This window comes from Nannocystis pusilla (genome assembly GCF_026626665.1).
Taxonomy (GTDB): domain Bacteria; phylum Myxococcota_A; class Polyangia; order Nannocystales; family Nannocystaceae; genus Nannocystis; species Nannocystis pusilla.
Map to the genome: position 1 here is coordinate 3,505,626 of NZ_JAPNKE010000002.1, position 22,382 is coordinate 3,528,007.

Consider the following 22,382-nt stretch of genomic DNA (forward strand, 5'->3'; position numbering starts at 1 on the left):
TGGCTGTATGTCACGCATGCTGCGGACAGGAGACCGCGATCGAAGCGGCGCGTGGTGAAGCTCTCGGGTCCTGTGTCACAGCCTTGACGTCGACGCGTCGCGGTAGGTAATCCCCCGCTTCGTGCGCACGAAGGTCCTCGTCACCGGCGCGAACGGCTTCATCGGCAGTCACCTCGTCGATCGTCTGCTCGCGGGCGGCGACGCGGTGCGGGCGATGGTCCGCGCCAGCGCCAACCTCGACAACCTCGCCGACGCGCTCGCGCGGACCGACGCGCAGCCCGAGCTCGTGCGCGCGTCGCTGTCCGACGTCGACGCGATGGCGGCCGCGTTCGACGGCGTCGACACCGTCTATCACGTGGCCGGCCTGACCGCCGCGTTCACCCGCGACGAGTTCGCGCGGGCCAACGCGGCCGGCGTGGCGAACGTGCTCGCGGCGATCCGCCAGGCCCGCGACGGCCGCGGCGGCTGGTCTACGTGTCGTCGCTGATGGCCGCCGGCCCCTCGCACCCGGAGGTCGCGCGGCGCGAGCACCACGCCCCGCGCGTCGGCTACACGCTCTACGGCGACAGCAAGCTCGACGGCGAACGGCTGGTCTTCGCGGCCGCGCGCGCCGGCGACGTCGAGGCCGTGATCGTGCGCCCGCCCGCGGTCTACGGCCCGCGCGACCTCGACATGTTGCAGATGATCCGCTCGGCCAAGTTCGGGGTCATCGCCCAGCCCGGCCTGCGCCCCGCGTGGATGTCCTTCATCCACGCCTTCGACCTCGTCGAGGGCATCGCCCGTGCCGGCGCTCGCGGTTGCCCGATCCCCCGCGACGGCGAGCACGTGCTCGCCGATCAAGGCAGCCCCTTCGACCATGTCCCCGAGGACATCTCCCACCCCGCCGGCGCCGGCATCTACTACTTGACCGACGGCCAGCGCAGCACCGTCGTCGAGTTCGGCCGGGCCGCCGCCGCCGCGCTCGGCCGGCGGGCGATCGCGCTGCCGATGCCTCAGGCCGCGGTGTGGACCGTCGCCGGCATCAACCACGCGATCGGCCGCCTGCGCGGCAAGGCCCCCGCGCTGACGCTCGACAAGGCCCGCGGCAGCATGGCCCCGGGCTGGTGGTGCGACGACAGCCGGGCCGTGCGGGAGCTCGAGTACGCCCCGCAGTGGCCGCTCGCGCGAGGCCTCGAGCACACCGTCGCGTGGGCCCGCGGCGTCGGTCGCCTGTGATCCCGCGCGTCCGCCTCGACGCGTGACGCTGGCGTCCGCGACGACGGCGTCCACGACGAGGGTCGTTCCGGGCGGCGAGGTCCGGTGCGACCACGCGGCTCGGACCTCGCGCGCCGCGTCGCCAGGGCACCGGCTCCTGGCGCTCCCGAGGGTGCGCTCTTGCGGTGATTCCGCAGTCGACGGCGTGCGTCGGCGAGGCGTCGCGAGCATGTCGTCCGCCCGTCACCCGCGGGCGCTTTCGCCGGGTCTTCGGGCCCTCGGGTTCGACCGCGCGGCCGACGTGGAGTAAGACGAGCGCGTCATGCTCCGCCCTTCGGTCGCCGACATCGCCTTCGACGCCGCCCTCTTCGACGAGCTCCGCAGCGCCCTCGCCCGCGGCGAGCTCAGCCCTACCCGGGCCCGGCTGACCGCCCCGCCGCGGCCGCTCGGCGACGACGTCCTGCTCGACCTCGGCCGCGCCGACGCCCGGTCCCGCTGGCGCGCGCGCGGTCAGGAAGCCCTCGCCGCGCGCAAGGTCGCCGCCTTGATCTTGAACGGCGGCATGGCCACGCGCTTCGGCGGCGTCGTCAAGGGCGTCGTCCCCGTCTTGCCCGATCGACCTGACCTCTCGTTCCTGGCCGTCAAGCTCGCCGGCGTCCGCGCGGCCGGCGTCCCGGCCGTCGTCATGCACAGCTTCGCCACCGCGGCCGCCTCGGGCGATCACCTCGCCACCATCGGTTGGTCCGGCGTCCCTGCCGACGATCGCCTCGAGTTCTTGCAGTCCTTGATGCCGCGCGTCTTGCCGGACGGCACCCCGCTCGTCAGCCTGCCCGGCGCCGACGCCTTGCCCGACACCACCGTCTACGCCGCGCCCGGCCACGGCGACACCCTCCGGCGCGTGCGCGACAGCGGCGTCGTCGCCGAGCTGCGCCGCAGCGGCGTCGAGCACCTCCTCGTCTCCAACGTCGACAACCTCGGCGCCTCCCTCGATCCCACCGTCCTCGGCGCCCACCTCGACGCAGTCGACGGCGGCGCCGAGCTCAGCGTCGAGGTCGTCGCGCGCGCCCCCGACGACGCCGGCGGCTGCGTCGCCGAGGTCGACGGCCGCGCCACCATCATCGAGTCCTTCCGCCTGCCCCCCGGCGTCTCCCTGGCCCAGTATCCGCACTTCAACACCAACACCCTGTGGATCTCCCTGGCCGCCCTCGAGCGCCCCTACCCGCTCACCTGGTTCCCCGTCCAGCGCTCCGTCGAGTGGCCCGGCCGCGACGACCTGCCCGTCATCCAGTTCGAACAGCTCATCGGCCAGATCACCGAATTCGCCCGGACCGCCTGCCTGCGGGTCGATCGCGCCCGCTTCCTCCCGATCAAGACCCGCGACGACCTCGCCGCCGCCCGCCCCGCGATGACCGAGATCGTCCGCGGCGTCGGCCTCGATCCCGGCTGAAGCCTGCGCCTTCGCACCGCCGCCGGCCCTCCGTCTCCGTCGAGCAGGCCCACGCCGATCGGCATGCCCGCAAGGACATGCCCGTTGCGACATGTCCTCCTCACCATGTTCCAGACAACATGCCACGAAGGACATGTCCGGTAGTTTCCCCAGTCCTCCCCGCCCTCGCCCGCCCCGAGACGTTCCCCGCGCCACCCGTCGCCGCGCACCGACGAGCGCCGGATAGCTCTCCAGGAGGTCCGAGCGATGGGCGGCCGGCCGGCCGTCCATCGCTCGGAGAGCCTCCCCGCGTCGCGCCCTCCCGCCACCGGAGCCGACGACCGGCGCTCGGGCCACCCACGAGGCGGGCCGTGCAGCGGTCGGGGACGCGGGTCGGCGCCCATCCGCAGCGAGATGCGCCCGACGAAGGAGGGTGCATCCGCGAGGACTGGGCGCCGGCCCGCGTCCCCGACCGCCCGCGAGGCGGCCTCGGCAGTTCGCGAACCGAGAGACCCGCAGCAAGCGCGACGAACCTCCGAAGCAAGGCCGCCCGCCCGAGGCCTGGCGTCCCCAGGCCCCCGCGAGCGCCGACGCTGCTATAAAGCGCGCCGACATGGCCGACGCACTCGACCACTATCTCACCTGGCGCCTTTACCGTGCCGAACTCGACATCGAGCTCGACTTCGCCGACGCCCAGCTCGACGAGCCCGCGCTGACCGCCAACGCCCCGCGGCTCGAGGCTGCGCTGGACGCCCTCCACCGGATCGAGGGCGGCGCCGTCGCCAACGCCGACGAGGGCCGCATGGTCGGGCACTACTGGTTGCGCGACCCGGAGCGCGCCCCCGATCCCGCGATCGCCCAGGCCATCCACGACAGCGGCGGCAGATCGAGGCCTTCGCCGACGGCGTGCGCGGCGGCCAGATCCTCGCCGACGACGGTCGGCCGTTCACCGGCGCCATCCTCGTCGGGATCGGCGGCAGCGCTCTCGGCCCGCAGCTGCTCGAGGCCGCCCTGACCGCGCGCGACAGCGGCCCCGGCTTCAGCCTGCGCGTCCTCGACAACACCGACCCGGCCGGCATCGCCGACCTGCTCGCAGAGACAGGTACGCTCGCGCAGACCTTGATCCTCGTCGTCTCCAAGTCGGGCTCCACCGTCGAGACGCGCAACGGCATGCTCGAGCTGCGGGCCGCCTGCGCCCGGCAGGCGATCGAGTTCCCCAGGCGGGCGATCGCCATCACCCTCGCGGGCAGCGCGCTCGATGAACTGGCGCAGCGCGAGGGCTGGCTGGCGCGCTTCCCGATGTGGGACTGGGTCGGCGGGCGCACCAGCGTGCTCTCGCCGGTCGGCCTGCTGCCGGCGGCGCTGCTCGGGCACGACTGGCGCGGCCTCCTGCGCGGCGCCGCGGCGATGGACCAGTGGGGCCGCGTGCGGCCGGCGCGGCGCAACCCGGCCGCCCTGCTCGCCTGGTTGTGGCACCAGCAGGGCTCGGACATGGCCTTCGGGACATGGTCATTTTGCCATACAAAGATCGCCTGTCGCTGCTGTCGCGCTACCTGCAGCAGCTGGTGATGGAGTCGCTCGGCAAGCGGCTCGACCGCCAGGGCCGCGAGGTGTGGCAGGGGCTCGCGGTCTACGGCAACAAGGGCTCGACCGACCAGCACGCCTACGTGCAGCAGCTGCGCGACGGCCTGCACAACTTCTTCGCGGTGTTCGTGCGGGTGCTCCGCGACCTCGACGGTCAGGTCACGGGCCCGGGCATGGTCGAGGTCGAGCCGCAGGTGAGCTCGGGCGACTGCCTCGACGGCTTCTATCAGGGCACCCGCGCCGCGCTCGCCGAGCGCGGTCGGGCCAGCGCGACCATCGTCCTGCGCCAGGTCGACGCTGCCGCCGTCGGCGCCTTGATCGCGCTGTTCGAGCGCGCGGTCGGGATCTACGCCGAGCTCATCGACGTCAACGCCTACCACCAGCCCGGCGTCGAGGCCGGCAAGCAGGCGGCGAAGGGCGTGCTCACGCTGCAGGCCGCGGTGCTCGCCGCGCTGACGGGCGGCTCGGGAAGCAAGACCGCGCGCGAGCTCGCCGAATCGCTCGGCGCCGACCCGGTGGCGGTGTGGCAGGTGCTGCGTCACCTCGCCAGCAACGGCCGCGTGAGCGTCGACAGCCTCGTCGATCCGGCGGCTGCACAGTTCACGCGCGCCTTGACGCGCGAGACGTCGCGGGCGAAGGGCGAGTATCCTCCCGCGCCCATGGCCTCGGTCCCCGGACTCCGCGCGCTCATCACCCTCGCCTGGCCGATCGTGCTCGCACGCTCGGCGCAGTCGGTGATCAGCTTCAGCGACGCGGCCATGGTCGCCCCGCTCGGCGATGACGCGCTCGCGGCCGCGACCACGGGCGCCATGAACGCGCTGGGGATCCTCGTGCTGCCGATGGGCATCACGTTCATCGTCCAGAGCTACGCGGCCCAGCTCGCCGGACGCGGCGACCTCGCCAGCGCGCGCCGCTACGCCTGGTACGGCGTGTGCCTGGCCGCGCTGGCGATGCTCGCCACCATCGCCGCCATCCCGGCGATAGGCCCGCTGCTGTCGCTCACCGGCCACGAGCCGGCGGTGCGCGAGGTGATGGCCGAGTACATGGCGATCCGCATGCTCAGCACCGGCGTGGTCGTCGGCACCGAGGCGCTCGGCAACTGGTTCGCCGGCCTCGGCGACACCCAGGTGTCGATGCGGGCCAGCCTGGTCGCCATGGTCGTCAACATCGGCCTCAACTGGGTCCTGATCTACGGCAACCTCGGCGCCCCCGCGCTCGGCGTCCAGGGGGCCGCGTGGGCCAGCGTGTTCGCCAGCGTGGCCGGCTTCGCGGTGTGCTGCCACGCCTTCTGGCGCGCGCGCGACCGGCGGACCATCGACCCGGCGGCGCTCGGCCACGTCGAGCACCCGGTACCTGACCTTCCGGACAGCTCGGACGGCCGCCTCGACCTGCGCGAGTTCTCGCGGATGATGCGGTTCGGCCTGCCGAACGGCCTCAACTGGTTCCTCGAGTTCGCGGCCTTCTTGATCTTCATCAACCTCGTGGTCGCCGAGCTCGGGACCGTCGCCGTCGCGGCGCTGATGGCCGTGGTGGCCGTCAACTCGGTCTCGTTCATGCCCGCCTTCGGCCTCGGCTCGGCCGGCGCGGTGCTGGTCGGCCAGGCGATCGGCGCCGGCCGCCACGACCACGTGCCGCGGATCGTGATGCGCACCTTCTCGGTCGCCGCCGCGTGGCAAGGCCTGGTCGGGCTGCTCTACTTCGCGATCCCGGTGCCGCTGATGACGATCTTCGCCCGCGACGAGCTCGAGACGTCCAGCGAGGTCGTGCACCTCGGCGCCCAGCTGCTGGCGATCAGCGCCGTGTGGCAGCTGCTCGACGCCTCGGTGATCACCTTCAGCGAGGCGCTGCGCGCCGCCGGCGACACCGCCTGGCCGCTGGTCCTCCGGATCGCGCTCGCCTGGGCGATCTGGCTGCCCCTGGCCTGGCTGACCGTGTTCGTCTGGGACGGCGGCGCGACCGCGGCGATGTGGAGCATGTGCGTGTACATGGTGTTCCTGGCCCTGGCGATGGTGCTCCGCTTCCGCACCGGCGCCTGGCGCCGCATCGACATCACCGGCCGCGGCGCGACCGGCTGATCGAGCATGCCCTCGAGGGCATGTTCTCGAGCATGTCCTCACGGACATGCTCCCCGGACATGCGCTTCAGTGGCACTGCAGCGCCCCGCGCGCCTGCGACCAGTCGTGGACGGCCAGGGCGTCGGCGGGGATCCAGAAGTAGAAGAAGCCGCCGTCCTGGTTGAGCAGCAGCTCGTCCCGCTCCGTGGCGTCGATCTGCAGCAGCAGCCGCCAACGCAGCGCTCGCCGGCGGATCGCCAGCGCCTCGGGGCTGCCGTCGTCCCACCCGTCCCAGCCCTGGGGGCGAGTGTCGATCTCGACGTCGAGGTACGGATCGCCCTGGATCGAGGCCGGGTGGCCGAGCAGGCGGTGGTACGGCCGCTCGTGGTCGTCGAGCTCGCCGGACTCGGCGATGAAGTACTCGAGCGGGTTGAACGGGACGAGCTCGCCCCCTCGCCCCGCTGACGCTGACGATGGACCGCGAGGATGCGCGCCTCGGGCAGCAAGGACTCGTAGAAGAAGTAGCTGTCGACGCACGGGTACAGCCGCTCGTCGGCGACGTCGATGTCGTAGGCGCTCAGCGGCTCGACCCCGGAGGCACCGGACGGCGCGCGAGCGCGTCGAGGTCGGTGAAGTGGAGCACCCGCACCGGATGGCCGCGCACGCCGTCGGGCGGGATGGGGGCGTAGAAGAAGCTCAGGAGGCCGTGCGCGGGCAGCTCGCGCGCGGCGGGATGGCCCGCGAGCCCGGCGAGGTCGAACTGGGCGACGAAGGTCAGCAAGACGCCGTCGACCTCGGGCCACGGCAGGTCGCGCGGCAAGTCGGGAGCGCCGCCCAGGCGCGTCTGGCCGGGCTTATAGGTGGCCTCTGCGTCCTCGTCGTCGTCGTCGTCGACCTCGGCATCTCCGCCCTCGTCTTCGTCGCCGTCGTCTTCGTCGACCTCGGCATCGTCGTCATCGTCCTCGTCCTCTCCGCCCTCGTCTTCGTCGACCTCGGCATCGTCGTCATCGTCTTCGTCCTCGTCGAGCTCTTCGCTGCGAGACAGGTGCAGGCGGATCGACGCGCGCGCCATGGCCCGCACCTCGTCGACGTGATCGGCGAGACCGAGCGGCTCGAGGCGCTCGCGCCACTCGGCCTGGCGCGCGGCCTCGTCCATGGTCGCGATGCGAACCGGATCGCGGAGCGCCGCGGCGAAGTCGTCGGCCCGCTGCAGCGCCTCGTCGGCGAGCACGGCCTCGTAGACGAACAGGTCGCACGGCATCATCGCGTCGGGTTCGTCGAAATGCGCGAGGATCGCGGGCATCGCCCGCAGGTGGCCCTCGACGTACGCCAGCCAGCGCTCGGGTGCGTGCTTGCGATCGTCGCCGATGAAAACCTCCTGCTCGCGGACGTCGAGCGGGATGACGCCGTCGACCGGATCGAAGGTCGTCAGCCGCAGGGCCACGATGAAATAACCCGCCTCGGTGCGCCACACCGGCGCGTCGTAGCCGGAGGCGAACGCGAGCTCGACGGAACCTTCGCGCAGCGGGAGGTGACGGCGGAACAACTCGAGCAACCGGTCGGGATCGACGCTCACGGGCGCATCATAGCGACCGGCCGGATTCCGCGCTCGCCCCGCGCAACGCTTCGCCCCCGAACCGACGATGCGCGCGAGGATCTGCCCTACCGCCCCGCCGGCCCGGCGAACGCGGCCAGCAGCTCGGCAGCGGCGTGGTCGGGGCTGAGCCGCCCGGCGCGGACGGCCGCCTCGAGCGCGGGCCGGCGCGCGAGCACCTCGGGATCGGCGGCGAAGCGGCGCATCAACTCGGCCTCGATCGCGCGCCACAGCCAGTACACGTGCTGGGCCTCGCGCTGGGCCTGCCAGGCGGGGCCGGCCTGGAGGGCCTCGCGGTGACGCTCGACGGTCTGCCACAGCGCCGCGAGGCCGGCGCCGGTGACGGAAGAGGTGGTGACGACGGGGACCGACCAGCCGGCGTGCTTGGGCCGGATGAGGCGCATCGCCAGGGCGTACTCGGCGCGGGCGCGCTCGGCGGCGGCGAGGTTGTCACCGTCGGCCTTGGTGATGGCGAGGATGTCGGCGAGCTCGAGGATCCCGCGCTTGATGCCCTGCAGCTCGTCGCCGGCGCCGGCGAGCATGAGGACGAGGAAGCAGTCGACGAGCTGCGCGACCATCACCTCCGACTGGCCGACGCCGACGGTCTCGACCAGCACGACGTCGAAGCCGGCGGCCTCGCACAGCAGCACGGTCTCGCGGGTGTGGCGGGCGACGCCGCCGAGCTCGCCGAGCGACGGCGACGGGCGGATGAAGGCGCGCGGCTCCCGGGCCAGCTCCTGCATGCGGGTCTTGTCGCCGAGGATGCTGCCGCCGCTGCGCACGGAGCTCGGATCGACCGCGAGCACGGCGACGCGCCGGCCGAGGTCTCGCACCAGATGCAGGCCGAGCGCCTCGATCAGCGTGCTCTTGCCCGCCCCCGGGCTGCCGGTGATGCCGACGCGCAGCGCCCCGCCTGCCCGTGAATCGCCCGTCTGCAGCGCGGCCACCAGCTCGCGCGCCAGCACCTGATCGTCGGCCCGCTGGCTCTCGACCAGGGTGATCGCTCGCGCCAGCACCGCCCGATCGCCGGCCTGCACCCCCGCTGCGTACGCCTCGACGCTGAGCCGCCCTCGTGCCATCGCCGGGCGCACCATACCCGCTGGCCAGGCTGCGCGACAAGCGGCGCCACCAGATGTCCCAGGGGACCTGTCCCGAAGGTCAGACGTACTTCGGGCCGCGTCCCTCGCGCTCTCGACGGGGCACGACGCGAACCGCCGAGACAGCGCGACCCTCGACGCGACAGGCGCCGGGGCACGAGGAGAAAGCTCGACTCGGACTGCGGGCCGCGACCGGCGTCAGGGCGCCGCGGACGCCTGGGCGTGGGCACCACGGCTGGTCGGGCGGCTGTAGAACAGGGTGATGGTCAGGCAGTGGAACTCGCTGTCGGAACTCTGGGTGACCACCTTGTCGACGATCTCGACGCCGGGATTGGCCTCGAGCCACTCGTTGATGCGGTCGCTGATCTGCTCGCGCTCCCAAGCCTTGGTCGCCGAGAACACCTTGACTCCCGTAAATGCCACCATGTGCCTCTCCCTCTGCAGCGCCCGGGGGATGATGCGTCGCGGCCAACCCCTCATGGGTCGCCGTCGCCGGAGGCGCCGCCCAGATCTGGCCCTGAGGTATGGCAGAGGCCACGGGGCGAATAAAGTTAAAGTGCGCACGGGCCCGCGGGCCGCAGGTCACGGGCTGTTAGAGCCTTTTTTGTAATTGAGCATGCATGTGATCCGTCGATATTGTGACGAACTCGCCTATATTGCCGCGCCATGCGTGAGACAGCAGAGACGACCGCCGAACCGTGGGCGACGCTTTTGGTCCAGCTCCGCGGCCGGTCCGACGACGGCGAGGGCCTCGACCTCGGCGAGCTGACCGAGGCGTCGGAGCGGCTCGAGGCGCTGGCGACGCTGATCGCCGAGGACCCGCGCGCTGCGGGTGTGGAGACGCGGGACGCGTCGACGCTCGGCAGTCGGTGCGAGATCCCCGAGCTGACGATTTACACCACCCCCGACGGCCTCGAAGGCCTCATCGCCGAGGTCGAGCGGCTCGGCGCCGACCTGCGCCTGCCGCTGCGGCTGACCCCGGCGGTGCGCACCGACGACGACTGGCGCGACACGTGGAAGCAGTTCTACGCGCCGCTGGTGTTCTCGGCCGCGACGACGACGCTGCTGGTGCGGCCGAGCTGGATCGATCGCCGGCCCGGCGACCCGGAGATGGAGCTGGTCCTCGACCCCGGCCGCGCCTTCGGCACCGGCCAGCACGAGACCACGCGGCTGTGCCTGGAGCTGCTGGTCGCCCTCGCCGAGGCCGGCGCGCGCCCCGACCGCGTGCTCGACCTCGGCTGCGGCTCCGGCATCCTCGCCCTCGCGGCGGCGCGGCTGTTCCCGCAGGCCGCGGTGGTCGCCGCCGACAACGACCCCGAGGCCGCCGACACCACCGCCGAGAACGCCGCCGCCAACAAGCTGGAGGACCGGCTCGAGATCCGGGCCGCGACCGTCTTGGAACTTTCGGACAGCTTCGATCTGATCCTCGCCAACATCCGCCCCGGCGTGCTGATCCCGATCGCCGGCGACCTCGCGCGCCGCCTCGCCCCCGGCGGCGCGGTCGTCCTCAGCGGCGTGCTCGGCGAGGAGGCCGAGGACGTGCTGGCCGCCTACACCGCGGCCGGGCTGGCGCTGGCCGACCGCCGCGACCTCGCCGAGTGGTGCGCGCTGGTCCTGCGAGCGGCCGGATGAGCACGCGGGTGTTCGTGGGCGCGCCGGCCGACCCGGCGCGCGTCGACCTCGACGCCGCCGAGTCGCACTACCTCCGGCGGGTCCGTCGGGTCGGCGACGGCGCGCGCATCGAGGCGATCGACGACCACGGCGCGCTGTGGCTGGCCGAGGTCGTCGGCGGCGACGCGCGCGGCACCACCGTGAAGTTGCTCGAGCAACGAACGGTGCCGGTCCCCGCGCGCGAGGTCGTGGTCCTGCTCGGCATGCCCGAGCCGGCCACCGTGCTGGACGTGCTGCCGGCGCTGTGCGAGATCGGCGTCGCCGAGGTCGTGCTGGTCCGCTGCGCCCGCAGCCAGGGCGCGGCGCCCGGCGGCGAACGGATCGCGCGGGTGCTGCGAGCGGCGCAGCGGCAGTGCGGCAGGCCGCGCGCGCCCGCGATCTCGGGACCCGTCGATCTCCGCGAGGCCACGTACCGGCGCACCGACCTCCCCGGCTTGTTCGCGTGGGAGGAGCTGCGCGCGACATCGAGCGACGCGCCGGCGGTCGCCGCGGGTGCTCGCGTGTGCGTCGGGCCCGAGGGTGGGTTTACCCCCGAGGAGGCGGCGCTGCTGCGCGCCGCGGGCTTCCGCGCGCTCGGCCTCGGGCCCTACACGCTGCGCACCGAGACGGCGGCGCTGGTCGCCGTCGCTCGCGTGATGTTCGCCTGAGCGCCGGCGGGGACCGGCCGCGCCGCGCGGGGACGGGCCGGGAGGCCCGGGGCCGTGTTATGGTGCGCGCCGATGGCGTTTTGGTCCCGCAAGGAGCGACCCGCACCGTGTCCGAGCTGCGACGCAGCGCTGGACATCGGCCTCGTCAAGGACGGGCGACCGACGTGCCCGGCGTGCGGGCAAGCGCTGGTGCCGGTGCGCGTCGCCGGCTTCTGGCGTCGCCTCGCCGCCGCGCTGGTCGACGCCGCGATCCTGCTCGTCACCGCCGGCCCGCTGCACCTCGGTCTTCAGCGCGTGATCGGCGAGGCGAGCCCGGTGCGCGGCGCCTTCTCGTGGGCCGGCCTGCTCCAGCTCCTGACCGTCGACCCGCTCGAGATCCTCGTGTGGCTGGCGCCGCTCCTGGTGATGGTCGCGATCTACTTCGTGCTCTTCATCGCCCTGTCCGGAAGGACACCCGGGCAGAAGCTCACCGGGATCCGCGTGGTCCACCGCGCCGGCGGCAAGGTCGGCCCGGTGCGCGCGACGGTGCGGTTCGCGGGCACCGCCGTCGGCCTGGTGCCCGGCGGCCTCGGCTCGCTGTGGATGGCCTTCGACCGCGAGAAGCGGGCCTTCCACGACTACCTGACAGGCACCTACGTCGTGAGGGAACATTGAGCCTCCTCCTGCGCCACCTCGAAGCCAACGGCCCGCTGTCGCGCGCCGATCTCGAGGCCGCGACCCGGCGGCAGCAGCTCGCCGGCGGCAGCCTCGACACCGCGATCCTCGAGCTCGGGTTGATGACCCCGATGCAGCTCGACGCCCTGCTGCAGAGCGCCTGCGGCCTGCCCGGCGCGCCGGTGCGGCTGCTCGAGCGCGGGGCGAGCCGTCCCTGGGAACACGTCCCGAGAGACCTGGTCGACATCGGCTGGGCCATGCCGCTCGCGCAGGAGGACGGCCGGCTGATCGTCGCCGTCCACCCCGACCTGCCCGACGCCAAGCTCGGCCAGCTCTACCGCATGGTCCGCGGCTTCTACCCGGTCGTCGCGCCCGAGTGCTGCCTGGCCAAGATCGCCGCCGAGCGCACCGGCTCGATCCTCGCCCCGCGCTACGCGCTGATCCTGCTCGACTACCTCGAGGCGCTGCGCACCGCCTCGATCACGATCAGCCTGGTGCCGGGCGCCGCCGAGCCGCGGCCGAGCGAAGCGGCTGGCTCTGCGGACAGGCGGGCGGCGGAAGCAGCTGTCCCGGCGGACAGGCAGCCGGCGGAGGCCCGCGCCGAGTCAGCTGTTCCCGCGAGCAGGCAGGCGACGGAGTCACCTGCCCCGGCGGACAGACAGCCGGCGGAGGCTCGCGCCGAGGCAGCTGTCCCTTCGGGCAGGCATCCAGCAGAAGCCCGCGCCGAGGCAGCTGCCCCCGCGGACAGGCAGGCGACGGAGGCTCGCTCCGAAGCAGCTGTCCCTTCGGGCAGGCAGCCGACCGAGGCCCGCGCCGAGGCAGCTGTCCCCGCGGACAGCCGGCCGGCGGATGCACGCGCCGAGGCAGCTGTCCCTGCGGACAGCCGGCCGGCCGGCGACCGCGCGACGGAAGCGGCTGTCCCCGCGGACAGGTCGCACGCCGACGCCCGACGGGAGCCGTCCGGCGCGGACACGCCGGTCGACGCTCGAATCGCCGACGCAGCGAACGCCGGCGCCGAACGAGCGGCCCGCCCGGACGGGAGCACGACGTCCAGCGCTCCGGCCCCTCGCACCGATGCGCCCGCCGCCACCCATGGCCTGGAGGTCGAGGCCGGGGGCCCTGCCCGTGGTTCGTCGCGGACCGACGGCGCTGCGGTCGACCAGACCGCCGGCGCCGCGCAGCGATCGGCGCCCGCCGCTGGCCCCCCGGATGCTCCTGTCTCCGGGGACAGCTCCGTCGACGCGACGGTAGAAAGCGCCGAGGCCGGGCCTGCCGCCGGCGCCGCGAGCTCGAGCGGCGCGGCAGACCCGCGGACTGCCCCTGTCGTGGCGGACGGGACGACCGCTTCGACTGCCGCCGCCCCGGCGTCTTTGGCCGACGCGCTGCAGGCCGACGTACCTGTCCCAGCGGACAGACAGATGGCCGGCCCGCGACCGGCGGCGATGTCGGGACCGAACACCGCGGCGCGCGCGACGGGGTCACCGTCCAGCGCCGCTCCGCCGCCAGCGGAGGCTGCGACCGGCTCGCCGCGGACGGGCGCGTCCGCCGACGCCGCCGCAACCGCGCCTGTCCCCGGAGACAGCTCGATCGAACCGCTCGCACCTGCCCTCAAGGACAGCCGCGACGAGACGGCCGGATCGAGCAGCCGAGCCCGCCCGGGGAACGACCCGGCATCCGCCGCCCCCGCAGCGCCGACTCCCGCCGGCTCGCCGGCGCCCGACCGGGATGTCCGTGCCGCCGCGCCCTCACCGCGGACCGGACGGCCGCCTCCGCGAGCGCCACGCCCACGAAACCTGTCCCTGAGGACAGCCAAGGCGCAGCATCGGCGTCGTCGGGCGTCACCGGCGCGCCAGCACCTGTCCCCACGGACAGCTCCTCGGCCCCGCCCTCCGGCCGCGCGCCCGCGTCAGACACGACACCTGTCTCTCCGACCAGGTCACCCCAGCTCGACACCCCGAGCCACGCCGCTGCGGGACGCCGGACCGAGCCCGCCCCCACGCCCGCCGCCGCGGCGAGCCGCCAGACGGCGGCGTACGACTCCCGCGCGCCCGAGCCCGATTCCGCTGCGGCGGCCAACCGACCCTCGACGCGGCCCTCGCCCGTCCCCGTCGCCCCGGACGCCCCGCTCATCGACCCGGGCGGCTTCGAGGACGAGAACGCATCGCTGGCGGCGATGGCCATCGCCCCCGACACGCCGCTCATCATCCTGCCGCCGGCGACCACGCCGCGACCGGTGACCCCGGCCCTCGGGGTGCCGATCTACTCGGACACCTCGTCTGGCAATTGGGACAGGCGCACCCTCGTCGGCATCCCCGTCGGCGTGGCGCCCTCCCCGCCCCCGACAAGTCCCCCCCGCGCACGGCTCCAGCAACGGCGTCGCTCGCCCTGCGGCCGCGCCGAATCCACCTGTCTCTTCGGCCAGTCCCGTCGAGCCCGCGCCGAGCCAGCCTGTCCCTTCGACCAGCTCTGCCGAAGTCGCCACGAGCACCCCGGAGACCGCGTCCGACGAGGATCTGGTCGAGTCGTCGACGCGCAAGCCGCCGGCCGCGCCGCAGCCGATGGTCATGACTCTGGCGCAGCGCCTCGACGCCGCCCGCGCCACCCTCGCCACCGCGCGCGAGCGCGACCGGATCACCGAGGCCCTGGTGCGAGCCGCCAGCCTGATCGCCCCGCGCGTGGCCCTGTTCGGGGTCAAGCGCGAGGGCCTGCGCGTCCTGGCCGCGCCCGGCAGCGCGCTGCGGATGTCCGAAGGCCTCGTCATCCCGCTGCCCGAGGGTGGCTTGCTCGATCGCGCGGTGTCCGGCCAGGGCCCGCTGCACCTCCTGATCGAGCCGAGCCTGTCGTTCGCCGTCGGCCAGCCGCTGGGGATCCCCTGCATCTTCGAGCCCGTGCTCGCCGGCGGCCGCACCGTGCTGATGCTCTACCTCGACCGCTCCGGCGTCGCGTTCGATCCGCGCGAGCGGACCGTCCTGCGCGAGCTGTGCGACACGGCCCGGCAGAGCCTCGAGGCGCTGCTGCGGCTGCTCGGCTGGGTGGTGCCCGGCGGCACGCCAGGGGCCGGCCCGGCCGACCGCACGCGCCCGTCGATCCGGCCGGCGACCCCGATCGTCACCGTCGACGAGGCCGACGCGCCGGGCACGACGCCACCTGTCTCTGCGGACAGCTCGGACAGCGAGCCCGAGCCGCCGGTCGCCGAGGCCTCGGACGAGCCCGAAGCGCCGCCGACCGCGAGCGGCGCCGCGAGTGAACCTGGCTTCGGGGACAGCAACAGCCTCGCCAGCCGGATGCGCAGCCGCGCCAACCGCGGGCGCGCCGTCATCACCCTGAAGAACCCGATCCGGCGCGACGACCCGGCGACCGTGACGCCGCTGCCGGTGCGCGCCGAGAGCTCGGCGCTCGTGCGGGCCCAGACGCTCGCCGACGAGCCGCCGCCCGCGCCCGCCGACGAGCCGGAGTACGAGGACCTCACCGACGACCCCGACGAGCCCGACAGCCCGCCGCCGCGCCGCGGCGGCCCCGGCCTCGGCCTCGCGCCGGTCCCGGTGCCCCTCGGCCCCGAGAACGGCCAGGACAGCCCGCTCGTGGCCCGCTTCGCCGCGATGTTCACCAAGCCGCCGCTGCCGGCGGTGACGATCGACCTGTCCGATCGGCCCAATACCTTCGGACATGCCCGATCGGACAGCCCCGAGCCGCCGCCGGCGAGCCCGCAGCCGGAGATGCCGGGCTGGATCGCCACCGCCGAGCCGTCGGGCATCGAGGACCCGCTGCCCGTGGCCGCGGCGCTGCGTTCGGCCGCGACCGCCGCCGAGGCCCGCGTCGATCACGATCCGGCGGCGACGTTGCCGGGCGCGCCGCGGGTGGTGCTCGAGGAGACCACGCGGGCATCCACGCGCGACGACTTCGACGAGTGGCCGCGCGCCGCCTCCGACACCCCGACCATGCTCGACCTCTCGCCGCCGCCGACGCACGAGCCGCTGCTGGTCGAGACCCGCGCCGCGCCCGACGCCAAGACCGTCCTCGACCTCCCGCGGGTCGACTCCCCGGTCCCGCCCGAGACCTTGATCCCCAACCTCGTCGCCCCGCCCGGCACGCCCGGCGCGGGCCGCCGTCGCCGCGGGAACGAGCCGGCCGAGGACGAGCCGGTGCTGGTGATCCCGAAGACGCTGCGGCGCTCGGGCGGCCTCACCGCCACGCCGCACCCGATGGCTCGTCGCAGCGACCCCGACGAGCTCGAGGGCGGTCCGACGCTGTCGATGCCGACCACGCTGATCGGCCCGCGCAGCGCCGGCGGCGCGGCAAGCACGACCCGCGCCCCGACTCCTCGTCCAGCGCCCTGACCATGCCCAAGCTGGTGCGCGAGGCGGAGGCCGACGACGCCTCGGCCCAGTCGACCGCGCGAGGGGCCATCCCTTCGGAACATGCCCCCGAGGACATGTCTCTGGCGACCGGTTCCAAGGCGCAGGTCGACGCGACTGGCGACGCCGCCGAAGCCAGCGGGTCCGTCGCGGCCCCGCCGGCGGCCGACCGCCCCGCGGCCGCGCCGGCCGCCGAGCCGCCCGCGAGCGACGAGCCGTCGACCGAGGAGCCGGCCGCGACCGCCGAGGCCGCCTCCGGCGCGGCGCTCGACGACCGCGAGATCGACGCGGTGATCGAGGACTTCTTGCAGAACCCGGCCGAGTGGACCAGCGTGTCGCGGCTGCGCGCGCTCGACGAGCGCGGTCTGGCCCGCCTGGCCGCGCGCTTCCCCGGTCCCATCGACCTCGCCAACGCGACCAACTTCCCGCCGCCGAGCGCTCACGGCCCGCTGCTGCGCGCCTGCGTCGAGCTCGGCCACGCGGTCAGCCCGCACGTGCTCGCCCTGTTCGCCAGCGCACGGCCGCAGATCCGCTTCTACGCCGCGTTCCTGTTCCAGGAGCTGCGCGACCCGAAGTGCCTGCGGCCGCTCGGCGAGCTGGCGTTCGACCCCGACCCCGACGTGCGGCTGATCGCCACCCGCGTGCTCGAGTCCTACAGCCGCGTGCCCGACTTCGCGACGGTGGCCGCGGAGATCCGCGGCGAGCTCGAGAGCTCGGACCGCGACCGCCAGCTGCTCGCGGTCGAGGCCGCCGGCACCCTGCGCGACACCCTCGCGGTGCCGCGCCTCATCGACCTGCTGGCGGTCCGCGACAAGCACGTCCGCGAGGCCGCGCTCGAGGCCCTGTGCTCGATCACCGCCAAGCACCACGGCTACCGCGCCCAGCGCTGGCGGGCCTGGTACGCCGAGCACGGCCAGGAGCCGCGCATCGAGTGGGTCATCGACGGCCTGCGCCACCGCGACGAGGCCGTGCGCCGCTGGGCCGCCGACGAGCTGGCGCGGATCACCGGCCAGCGGATCCCGTTCCCGGCCGAGGGCGACCGCCGCAGCCGCGACCTGGCCCTGCGCGCCTGGCAAGCCTGGTGGGACAGCAACCGCGAGGACTTCACCGCCGGTAGCTGAGCGCCTGTCGCTTCGGGCATGTCCTCGAAGACATGCCCGAAGCAGCATGGCGTTTCGGGCATGTCCTCTGGACCATGGCCCGCGCGCCACCCGAGCGGGCGCGAGGCGTGCTCACCGGTACGGCCGCAGGCCCGGCCGTCCGGGCGCGGCCTTCGCCCATGCCCACGACCGCCGCGGCCACGGCGCCGCACCTGCGCGGCCCGAGCTCGCAAGGGCTCGGCGCAAGCATGACCGTCCGGACATGCTCCGTCGATCCCCGCTCAGCGGTCGCCGACGACCTTCGCGGTGCCGGTCTTGGCCGGGGCGATCCGGCCCATCCGCACCGGCTCGGGCGGCGGCGGCGGGATGTCGACGGCGATGTCGCCCATCAGCGGCTCCGATTTGGGCGGCTCGACCACCTTCACCGGCGCCTGGCCCATCTGCGGCGGCGGCGGGGCGAAGCCGGGCTGCGGGTCGCACGGCTCCTTCACCTCCGGCATCGCCTCGCCCATCTTCGCGTGCTCGACCGGCGCCACCTTGCCCATCAACTCCTCGGTCGGCGGCGGCGGCGGCGGGTCGGCGGCGATCGGCGCGGCGCCCATCGTCGGCACCGTCACCTCGGGGGTCGTCGGGATCGGCGGCGGCTGAGGCGGACGGATCTGGGCCCCCAGATCGACGACGTTCTTGCAGACCTCGTGACCCGCGGGGAAGTGCATCGTGGTGAAGGGCCCGGTCTGGACCTCGCAGCCGCCCTCCGGCGAGGGCTTGGCGTCGCGGGCCATCGCCTCGATGGCGATGTCGCCGATGTCCTGGATCGGCGGGCCGTCGCCGTGCGGGGCGCAGGCGGCGAGCAGCAGCGCCGCGAAGGCGGTCCGCACCGGGCGGAGGCGAGACAGCGGGACGGTGTCGCGGAACGCGATCTGGCCGTCTTCCTGGTTCGAGTAGCGGACGCACAGGTGCTCGCCCTTGTGCGCCTGCAGGAGATCGGTGGCGGCCTGCCGCGTCATCGCCGAGAGGTTGTGCACGTGTTTGGCGCAGACATCGCAGAAGCGGCGCTCCGCATCGCCGTGCATGGCGTCCCACGACTCGTGGCAGGGGCTCTTGATCTCGACGTTGCGACTGTGCATGGCGGCGGGACAACGCGCGTGGTGGAGGCCGGGTCTCGGGCGAGAGCTCGGCGTAGCGCGTCGTGAGGACCAGCGTATCCCCCGTGCGAGAAGCTTGGTATAGGGCCGGCGTGCCCCACGTCCCTGCCCTCCTCGCGCGACTGCGCGACGAGCCGCGCTACCTCGCCGCGCTGGCAGCGCTGCTGGTCGACGAGGTCCTCGCTGCGCCGGCGCGCCGCTTCATCGATCCCGTCCGGCTGACCCCGCTGATCGTCACCGGCCTGCAGGCCGTCGCCGCCGCGCCCGGCCACGCGTCGTGGCTGGAGCAGCGCCTCCGCGACGCTCTGGCCCGGATCCGTCCGCGGCAGGGCACGCTGCGCGCGCGGCTGCCCGGCGACCTGCTGCCGTTGCTTCGCACCGTGGTCCGCAGGCCCTACACGCCGAACCGCGCGCTCGTGCGAGCCGTCGTCGATCAGGCGACCGTGCGCGACCTGTCGCGCACGATCCTCCACACCACCCTGCTCGACTTCGCCAAGAAGGTCGGCTCGATCTTGCCGGACACCAGCAAGATCCCGGGCGCCGGCGTCACCTCGAAGCTGTTCGGCGTCGCCAAGGGCGTGGCCTCCGTGGTCGGGCTCGACGCCTCGGTCGAGGATCGCGTGCGCGGCTTCGTCGACGGCGCCGTCGGTCGCGTGATCGACATGATCGTCGACCGCGTCAGCGACCCCAAGCACGCCGGCGAGGGCGCGGCCTTCCGCGCCGACGTCCTCGCCTCGCTGCTCGACCTGCCGGAGTCGGCCGTCCACGCCAAGCTGGTCAAGCTCGACCCGGCCGTGGTCGCGGCCGACGTCCAGGCCGCGCTGGTCGCGGTCGCAGCCTGGGACCGCCTGCCCGCCGAGGTCGAAGCCGTCCTCACGGAGGCGGTCGCCGGCCTCGGCGACGTCACGGTCGGCGAGCTGTTGGCCGGCTCGGGCGAGATCGAGGCGTGGCGCGGCGCGGTCGAGGCCGAGCTGCGCTACCACCTCGGCCACGGGCTCACCGGCCCGCGCTTCGCCGCCTGGCTCGAGCACCTGGTCGCCGGGACATTGCCCGAAGAGCAGGTCCCTGCGGACAGCAACACGGAGTGAGCTGCGCATGTGCTTCGGGACATGTCCTGAAGCGCATATTCGCGGACGAGATACTTCCTGCGAGCGTCGCCTCGCGCGAGCCCGGCAGCCCGCGAGTCAGGGCGCCGTGAACGTGCACGCCGACAGGCGTCGCAGCAGCGGCGTTGCCCCGGCGCCCGCGCCCGGCTGGTTCATGCCCCTGCCGCTCACGCGACCTCGCCGAGCGGGCGCGCGCGGCCGATCGCCGCGCCCATCTGGTTCACGCCCCATCCGCCTGCGAGACCTCGCCGAGCGGGCGGGCGAGGCCGATCGCAGCGCTCAGCTGCTTCACACCCTGCCGCTTGCGCGACCTCGCCGGGCGGGCGGGCGAGGCCGATCGCAGCGCTCAGCTGCTTCACACCTGCCGCCTGCGCGACCTCGCCGAGCGGGCGGGCGCGGCCGATCGCCGGGTCGGCGGCGGCCAGGTCCTCGTAGGCCTCCGGGTTGGCCTGCTTGAGCGCCCCGCCGGGGGCTTCGGCCGTGCCGACGAGCTCGCGGATGCCTCGCACCGACCCGTAGTAGTTGCCGTTGTCGTGGTCCTCGTCGCTGTTGCAGCGGCGGATCAGCGAGCGGGACAGCCGTGGCAGCTGCAGCATGTCGAGCGCCATCTCCCACAGGCCGTCGACGAAGTTCTGGTCGGCCGGGAACTCGAGCAGGCCGGCCAGCAGCAGCAGCAGCCCGGCGCGCTGGCCGAGCGGCGTGTCGAGCGGCGGCGCGTCGGCGAGGTAGCCGAGGTCGATCGCCCGCCACCACGCCTCCGCGGCGACCAGCAAGCGCTTGAGCTCCTGGGCGCTGTGGCTGAGGTGGCTGTGGAACAGCACGTCGGCGGTCAGCGCGTCGCCGGCCGGGTCGCGGACGTAGCGGACCACCGCGGGCAAGCGGCCGAGCTCTCCGCGCGGGCCCTTGCCGGCCGGCACGTCGCGCGGCGGCTCGGCGCCGCTGAAGAAGCCGCCGGCCCGAAACGCGTAGAGGATCTCGGCCTGACCCGGCAAGCTGTCCCAAAGTTCAGAGTACTGCGTGACCCGGTTGAGGCTGCCGGCGGCCAGCCGAGCCGCGCGCCGCCTCGCCGCTGATCTGCGACGGCGACGCGCCGGGGTCGCGCGGCACCGCCGAGTCCTTGAGGCTCTCGGCGATCTCGACCAGGCGGAAGTCGAGGAAGCCGTCGTAGTAGTCGGCCTTGCCGTCGCGGTTGATGTCCTGGTAGCGCGCCACCACCAGCGGGTGGGCCGGGCCGATGAACTGCACGAAGTCGGGCGTGCGGCTCTGGCGGTGGTGCCACTGGGCCTTGCGGATCCGCTGGTCGATGGCCGCGAAGTCCTCCTCCTCGGCGAGGCCGCGCAGGATCGCCACGAAGCAGTCGATGCCCTCCGAGGCCACCACCTTGTCGCCCTCGCCGGTGCGGAAGTAGGTCGAGTCCCAGCTCGAGAAGATGTCGGCGTCGGGGAACATGCGGGCGATGGCGAAGCGCGTGGTCAGGCCGGCGCACTGGCAGTTCATCATCAGCTTGTAGCCGACCTGCTGGGTCTGGATCGCCGAGGCGCGCATGTCGTAGGCGCCGAGGTTGGCGTGGCGGCTGACGAGCAGGCCGGTGAAGAACTCCTGCGACATCTCGAAGTTCTCGTCGCGCGGCGAGGCCGAGCGGGCGAACACGAAGAACTCGCGCCCGCCCTTGCCGACGAACGGCGCCTGCAGCACCGCGTAGCCCTCGCCCCACTGGTTCGGCGGCTTCGGCGTGCCCTCGGGCGCGGCGATCTTGGTGAAGCCGTACTTGGTCTGCAGCAGCTCGACCTCGCCGGGGAAGAACTCGGACGCCGAGGCCAGAGCGAGCCGCCACGGCCCGTTCAGCGCCGCGTACGGCGGGGCCTGCCGCGACAGCGAGCGCAGCAGCGCCTGCGCGCGCGCCTGCTGCTCGGGCCGCAGCGCCGGACCGCGCAGCGACAGCAGCGAGATGGCGTGCGCCCGCAGCTCGCTGCGCCCGCCGGGTCCGGCCTCGTCGTCGATCAGCCGGAAGATGCGAGCGGCGGCCGCGTCGGCGGCGGCGCGGAACTCCGGGTCCTTGAGCACCGTGGCGACCACGTGCGACAGCACCGTCAGCGCCGCCGAGCGCAGCTGCACCGCGTCGTCGACCGCCCCGTGCGGACCCGCGGGCGCCGCCGCGGTCAACACCGCCTCGACCTGCTGCAGCAGCGCCCCTGCCTGCGCCGGCGTCAGCCGCTCGGTCCGCAGCGGCTCGTCGGGGAAGAACGCGCTCGGCGGGAACAGGCACTCGAAGCTCGAGGTCCGCCGCGCGGAGATCCACCGCGCCGCGGCGACGAACACCGGCAGCGCCGATATGTCCTTCGGGGCAGGTCCGGCAGCGTCGCCGGCCAGCTCGCCGGACGGCAGCAGGAACAGCGGGGCCGCCCCGTGGATGCCCGCGGTCAGGTCGAGCGCCGCCGCCCGGGGCTCCGGCCTGTCCTGAAGGCCCTGTCCCGAGAGACCGGCGAGACGCTGGCGGACGGCGCGGCGGCCGGGGAAGTCGAGCAGGAGCTTGTGCCCGACCGACGACCGCAGCAGCGCCTTGTCGGCCGCCGAGGGCTCGGCGACGAGGGCGACGTGGTAGTCGCGCTCGCCGGTGAGGTGGAGCTGCACGCCCGGGCCGCTGCGCGCGCTCGAAGCTGCGGGTGGCCGTGCTGCCGGACTTGACAAGGACGGCGGCGAAACGCGTGGCCGCGGCGCCACGCCCGATCCGAATCTCGATCTCCTTCATCGCACC

At 74.1% G+C, this 22,382-nt stretch carries 17 protein-coding genes and 1 pseudogene; 11 read left to right on the plus strand and 7 right to left on the minus strand.

Annotated features, from left to right (window positions below):
* The first annotated feature begins 121 nt into the window (after positions 1-121).
* The 5 genes and pseudogenes from OV079_RS15370 (at position 122) to OV079_RS15395 (ending at position 6,279) form a co-directional block, all read left to right on the plus strand.
* Positions 122-487 carry an NAD-dependent epimerase/dehydratase family protein gene (locus OV079_RS15370; RefSeq protein WP_267769346.1) on the plus strand — a complete coding sequence of 122 codons (366 nt, stop codon included), beginning with the start codon at positions 122-124 and terminating at the stop codon, positions 485-487.
* Positions 475-1,215: an NAD-dependent epimerase/dehydratase family protein gene (locus tag OV079_RS15375; RefSeq protein WP_267769347.1), complete on the plus strand. Its 741-nt coding sequence runs from the start codon at positions 475-477 to the stop codon at positions 1,213-1,215. The genes OV079_RS15370 and OV079_RS15375 overlap by 13 nt, the downstream gene beginning before the upstream one ends.
* A 301-nt stretch (positions 1,216-1,516) precedes the next feature.
* Positions 1,517-2,641: a UTP--glucose-1-phosphate uridylyltransferase gene (locus OV079_RS15380; protein ID WP_267769349.1), complete on the plus strand. Its 1,125-nt coding sequence runs from the start codon at positions 1,517-1,519 to the stop codon at positions 2,639-2,641.
* 592 nt (positions 2,642-3,233) lie between these two features.
* Positions 3,234-4,815, plus strand: a pseudogene (locus OV079_RS57935) (glucose-6-phosphate isomerase); the annotation flags it as partial.
* Positions 4,816-6,279 carry an MATE family efflux transporter gene (locus tag OV079_RS15395; protein ID WP_420829521.1) on the plus strand — a complete coding sequence of 488 codons (1,464 nt, stop codon included), beginning with the start codon at positions 4,816-4,818 and terminating at the stop codon, positions 6,277-6,279. It begins immediately after the preceding pseudogene.
* Between the two features lie 66 nt (positions 6,280-6,345).
* Here OV079_RS15395 and OV079_RS15400 read toward each other — a convergent pair whose 3' ends face one another.
* The 4 genes from OV079_RS15400 to OV079_RS15415 all read right to left on the minus strand — a co-directional run bounded on the left by OV079_RS15400 (position 6,346) and on the right by OV079_RS15415 (position 9,375).
* The gene (locus OV079_RS15400) at positions 6,346-6,795 is read right to left on the minus strand and encodes a DUF1963 domain-containing protein (RefSeq protein WP_267769358.1); all 450 of its coding nucleotides are present in this window, start codon (positions 6,793-6,795) and stop codon (positions 6,346-6,348) included.
* Between the two features lie 40 nt (positions 6,796-6,835).
* The gene (locus tag OV079_RS55920) at positions 6,836-7,834 is read right to left on the minus strand and encodes a DUF1963 domain-containing protein (RefSeq protein ID WP_267769359.1); all 999 of its coding nucleotides are present in this window, start codon (positions 7,832-7,834) and stop codon (positions 6,836-6,838) included.
* An 86-nt stretch (positions 7,835-7,920) separates the two neighbouring features.
* Positions 7,921-8,931 carry a methylmalonyl Co-A mutase-associated GTPase MeaB gene (meaB, locus tag OV079_RS15410; protein ID WP_267769360.1) on the minus strand — a complete coding sequence of 337 codons (1,011 nt, stop codon included), beginning with the start codon at positions 8,929-8,931 and terminating at the stop codon, positions 7,921-7,923.
* A 216-nt stretch (positions 8,932-9,147) separates the two neighbouring features.
* Positions 9,148-9,375: a hypothetical protein gene (locus OV079_RS15415; RefSeq protein ID WP_267769361.1), complete on the minus strand. Its 228-nt coding sequence runs from the start codon at positions 9,373-9,375 to the stop codon at positions 9,148-9,150.
* 240 nt (positions 9,376-9,615) lie between these two features.
* On the opposite strand from OV079_RS15415, the gene OV079_RS15420 reads away from it, so the two are divergent.
* The 5 genes from OV079_RS15420 (at position 9,616) to OV079_RS15440 (ending at position 17,397) form a co-directional block, all read left to right on the plus strand.
* Positions 9,616-10,581, plus strand: a complete 966-nt coding sequence (locus tag OV079_RS15420) for a 50S ribosomal protein L11 methyltransferase (RefSeq protein ID WP_267769362.1) — start codon at positions 9,616-9,618, stop codon at positions 10,579-10,581.
* Positions 10,578-11,267, plus strand: a complete 690-nt coding sequence (locus tag OV079_RS15425) for an RsmE family RNA methyltransferase (RefSeq protein WP_267769363.1) — start codon at positions 10,578-10,580, stop codon at positions 11,265-11,267. The genes OV079_RS15420 and OV079_RS15425 overlap by 4 nt, the downstream gene beginning before the upstream one ends.
* 72 nt (positions 11,268-11,339) lie before the next feature.
* Positions 11,340-11,921 carry an RDD family protein gene (locus OV079_RS15430; protein WP_267769364.1) on the plus strand — a complete coding sequence of 194 codons (582 nt, stop codon included), beginning with the start codon at positions 11,340-11,342 and terminating at the stop codon, positions 11,919-11,921.
* A 2,564-nt stretch (positions 11,922-14,485) separates the two neighbouring features.
* Positions 14,486-16,258 carry a hypothetical protein gene (locus tag OV079_RS15435; RefSeq protein ID WP_267769366.1) on the plus strand — a complete coding sequence of 591 codons (1,773 nt, stop codon included), beginning with the start codon at positions 14,486-14,488 and terminating at the stop codon, positions 16,256-16,258.
* A gap of 2 nt (positions 16,259-16,260) precedes the next feature.
* Positions 16,261-17,397, plus strand: coding sequence for a HEAT repeat domain-containing protein (locus OV079_RS15440; RefSeq protein ID WP_267769368.1), 1,137 nt, complete (start codon positions 16,261-16,263; stop codon positions 17,395-17,397).
* 260 nt (positions 17,398-17,657) lie between these two features.
* On the opposite strand, the gene OV079_RS15445 is transcribed toward OV079_RS15440, so the two are convergent.
* Positions 17,658-18,503 (minus strand): hypothetical protein, encoded by an 846-nt coding sequence (locus OV079_RS15445; RefSeq protein WP_267769371.1) that lies wholly within the window; start codon positions 18,501-18,503, stop codon positions 17,658-17,660.
* Positions 18,504-18,613: 110 nt separating this feature from the next.
* On the opposite strand from OV079_RS15445, the gene OV079_RS15450 reads away from it, so the two are divergent.
* Entirely contained in the window at positions 18,614-19,609 is a 996-nt protein-coding gene (locus OV079_RS15450; protein WP_267769372.1) for a hypothetical protein, read from the plus strand.
* A gap of 185 nt (positions 19,610-19,794) precedes the next feature.
* Here the strand turns inward: OV079_RS15450 and OV079_RS15455 are convergent, their stop codons facing one another.
* Together OV079_RS15455 and OV079_RS15460 are read right to left on the minus strand one after the other, a co-directional pair.
* A complete protein-coding gene (locus tag OV079_RS15455; protein WP_267769374.1) occupies positions 19,795-20,619 on the minus strand; it encodes a hypothetical protein in 825 nt (274 codons plus the stop codon).
* A 13-nt stretch (positions 20,620-20,632) separates the two neighbouring features.
* A complete protein-coding gene (locus tag OV079_RS15460; RefSeq protein ID WP_267769377.1) occupies positions 20,633-22,258 on the minus strand; it encodes a hypothetical protein in 1,626 nt (541 codons plus the stop codon).
* Positions 22,259-22,382: the final 124 nt, after the last annotated feature.

Coding starts and splice junctions, on each gene's coding strand:
- OV079_RS15380 (WP_267769349.1), top strand. CDS start 1,517: ATGCTCCGCCCTTCGGTCGCCGACATCGCCTTCGACGCCGCCCTCTTC.
- meaB (WP_267769360.1), bottom strand. CDS start 8,931: ATGGCACGAGGGCGGCTCAGCGTCGAGGCGTACGCAGCGGGGGTGCAG.
- OV079_RS15415 (WP_267769361.1), bottom strand. CDS start 9,375: ATGGTGGCATTTACGGGAGTCAAGGTGTTCTCGGCGACCAAGGCTTGG.
- OV079_RS15420 (WP_267769362.1), top strand. CDS start 9,616: ATGCGTGAGACAGCAGAGACGACCGCCGAACCGTGGGCGACGCTTTTG.
- OV079_RS15425 (WP_267769363.1), top strand. CDS start 10,578: ATGAGCACGCGGGTGTTCGTGGGCGCGCCGGCCGACCCGGCGCGCGTC.
- OV079_RS15430 (WP_267769364.1), top strand. CDS start 11,340: ATGGCGTTTTGGTCCCGCAAGGAGCGACCCGCACCGTGTCCGAGCTGC.
- OV079_RS15435 (WP_267769366.1), top strand. CDS start 14,486: ATGACTCTGGCGCAGCGCCTCGACGCCGCCCGCGCCACCCTCGCCACC.
- OV079_RS15440 (WP_267769368.1), top strand. CDS start 16,261: ATGCCCAAGCTGGTGCGCGAGGCGGAGGCCGACGACGCCTCGGCCCAG.
- OV079_RS15445 (WP_267769371.1), bottom strand. CDS start 18,503: ATGCACAGTCGCAACGTCGAGATCAAGAGCCCCTGCCACGAGTCGTGG.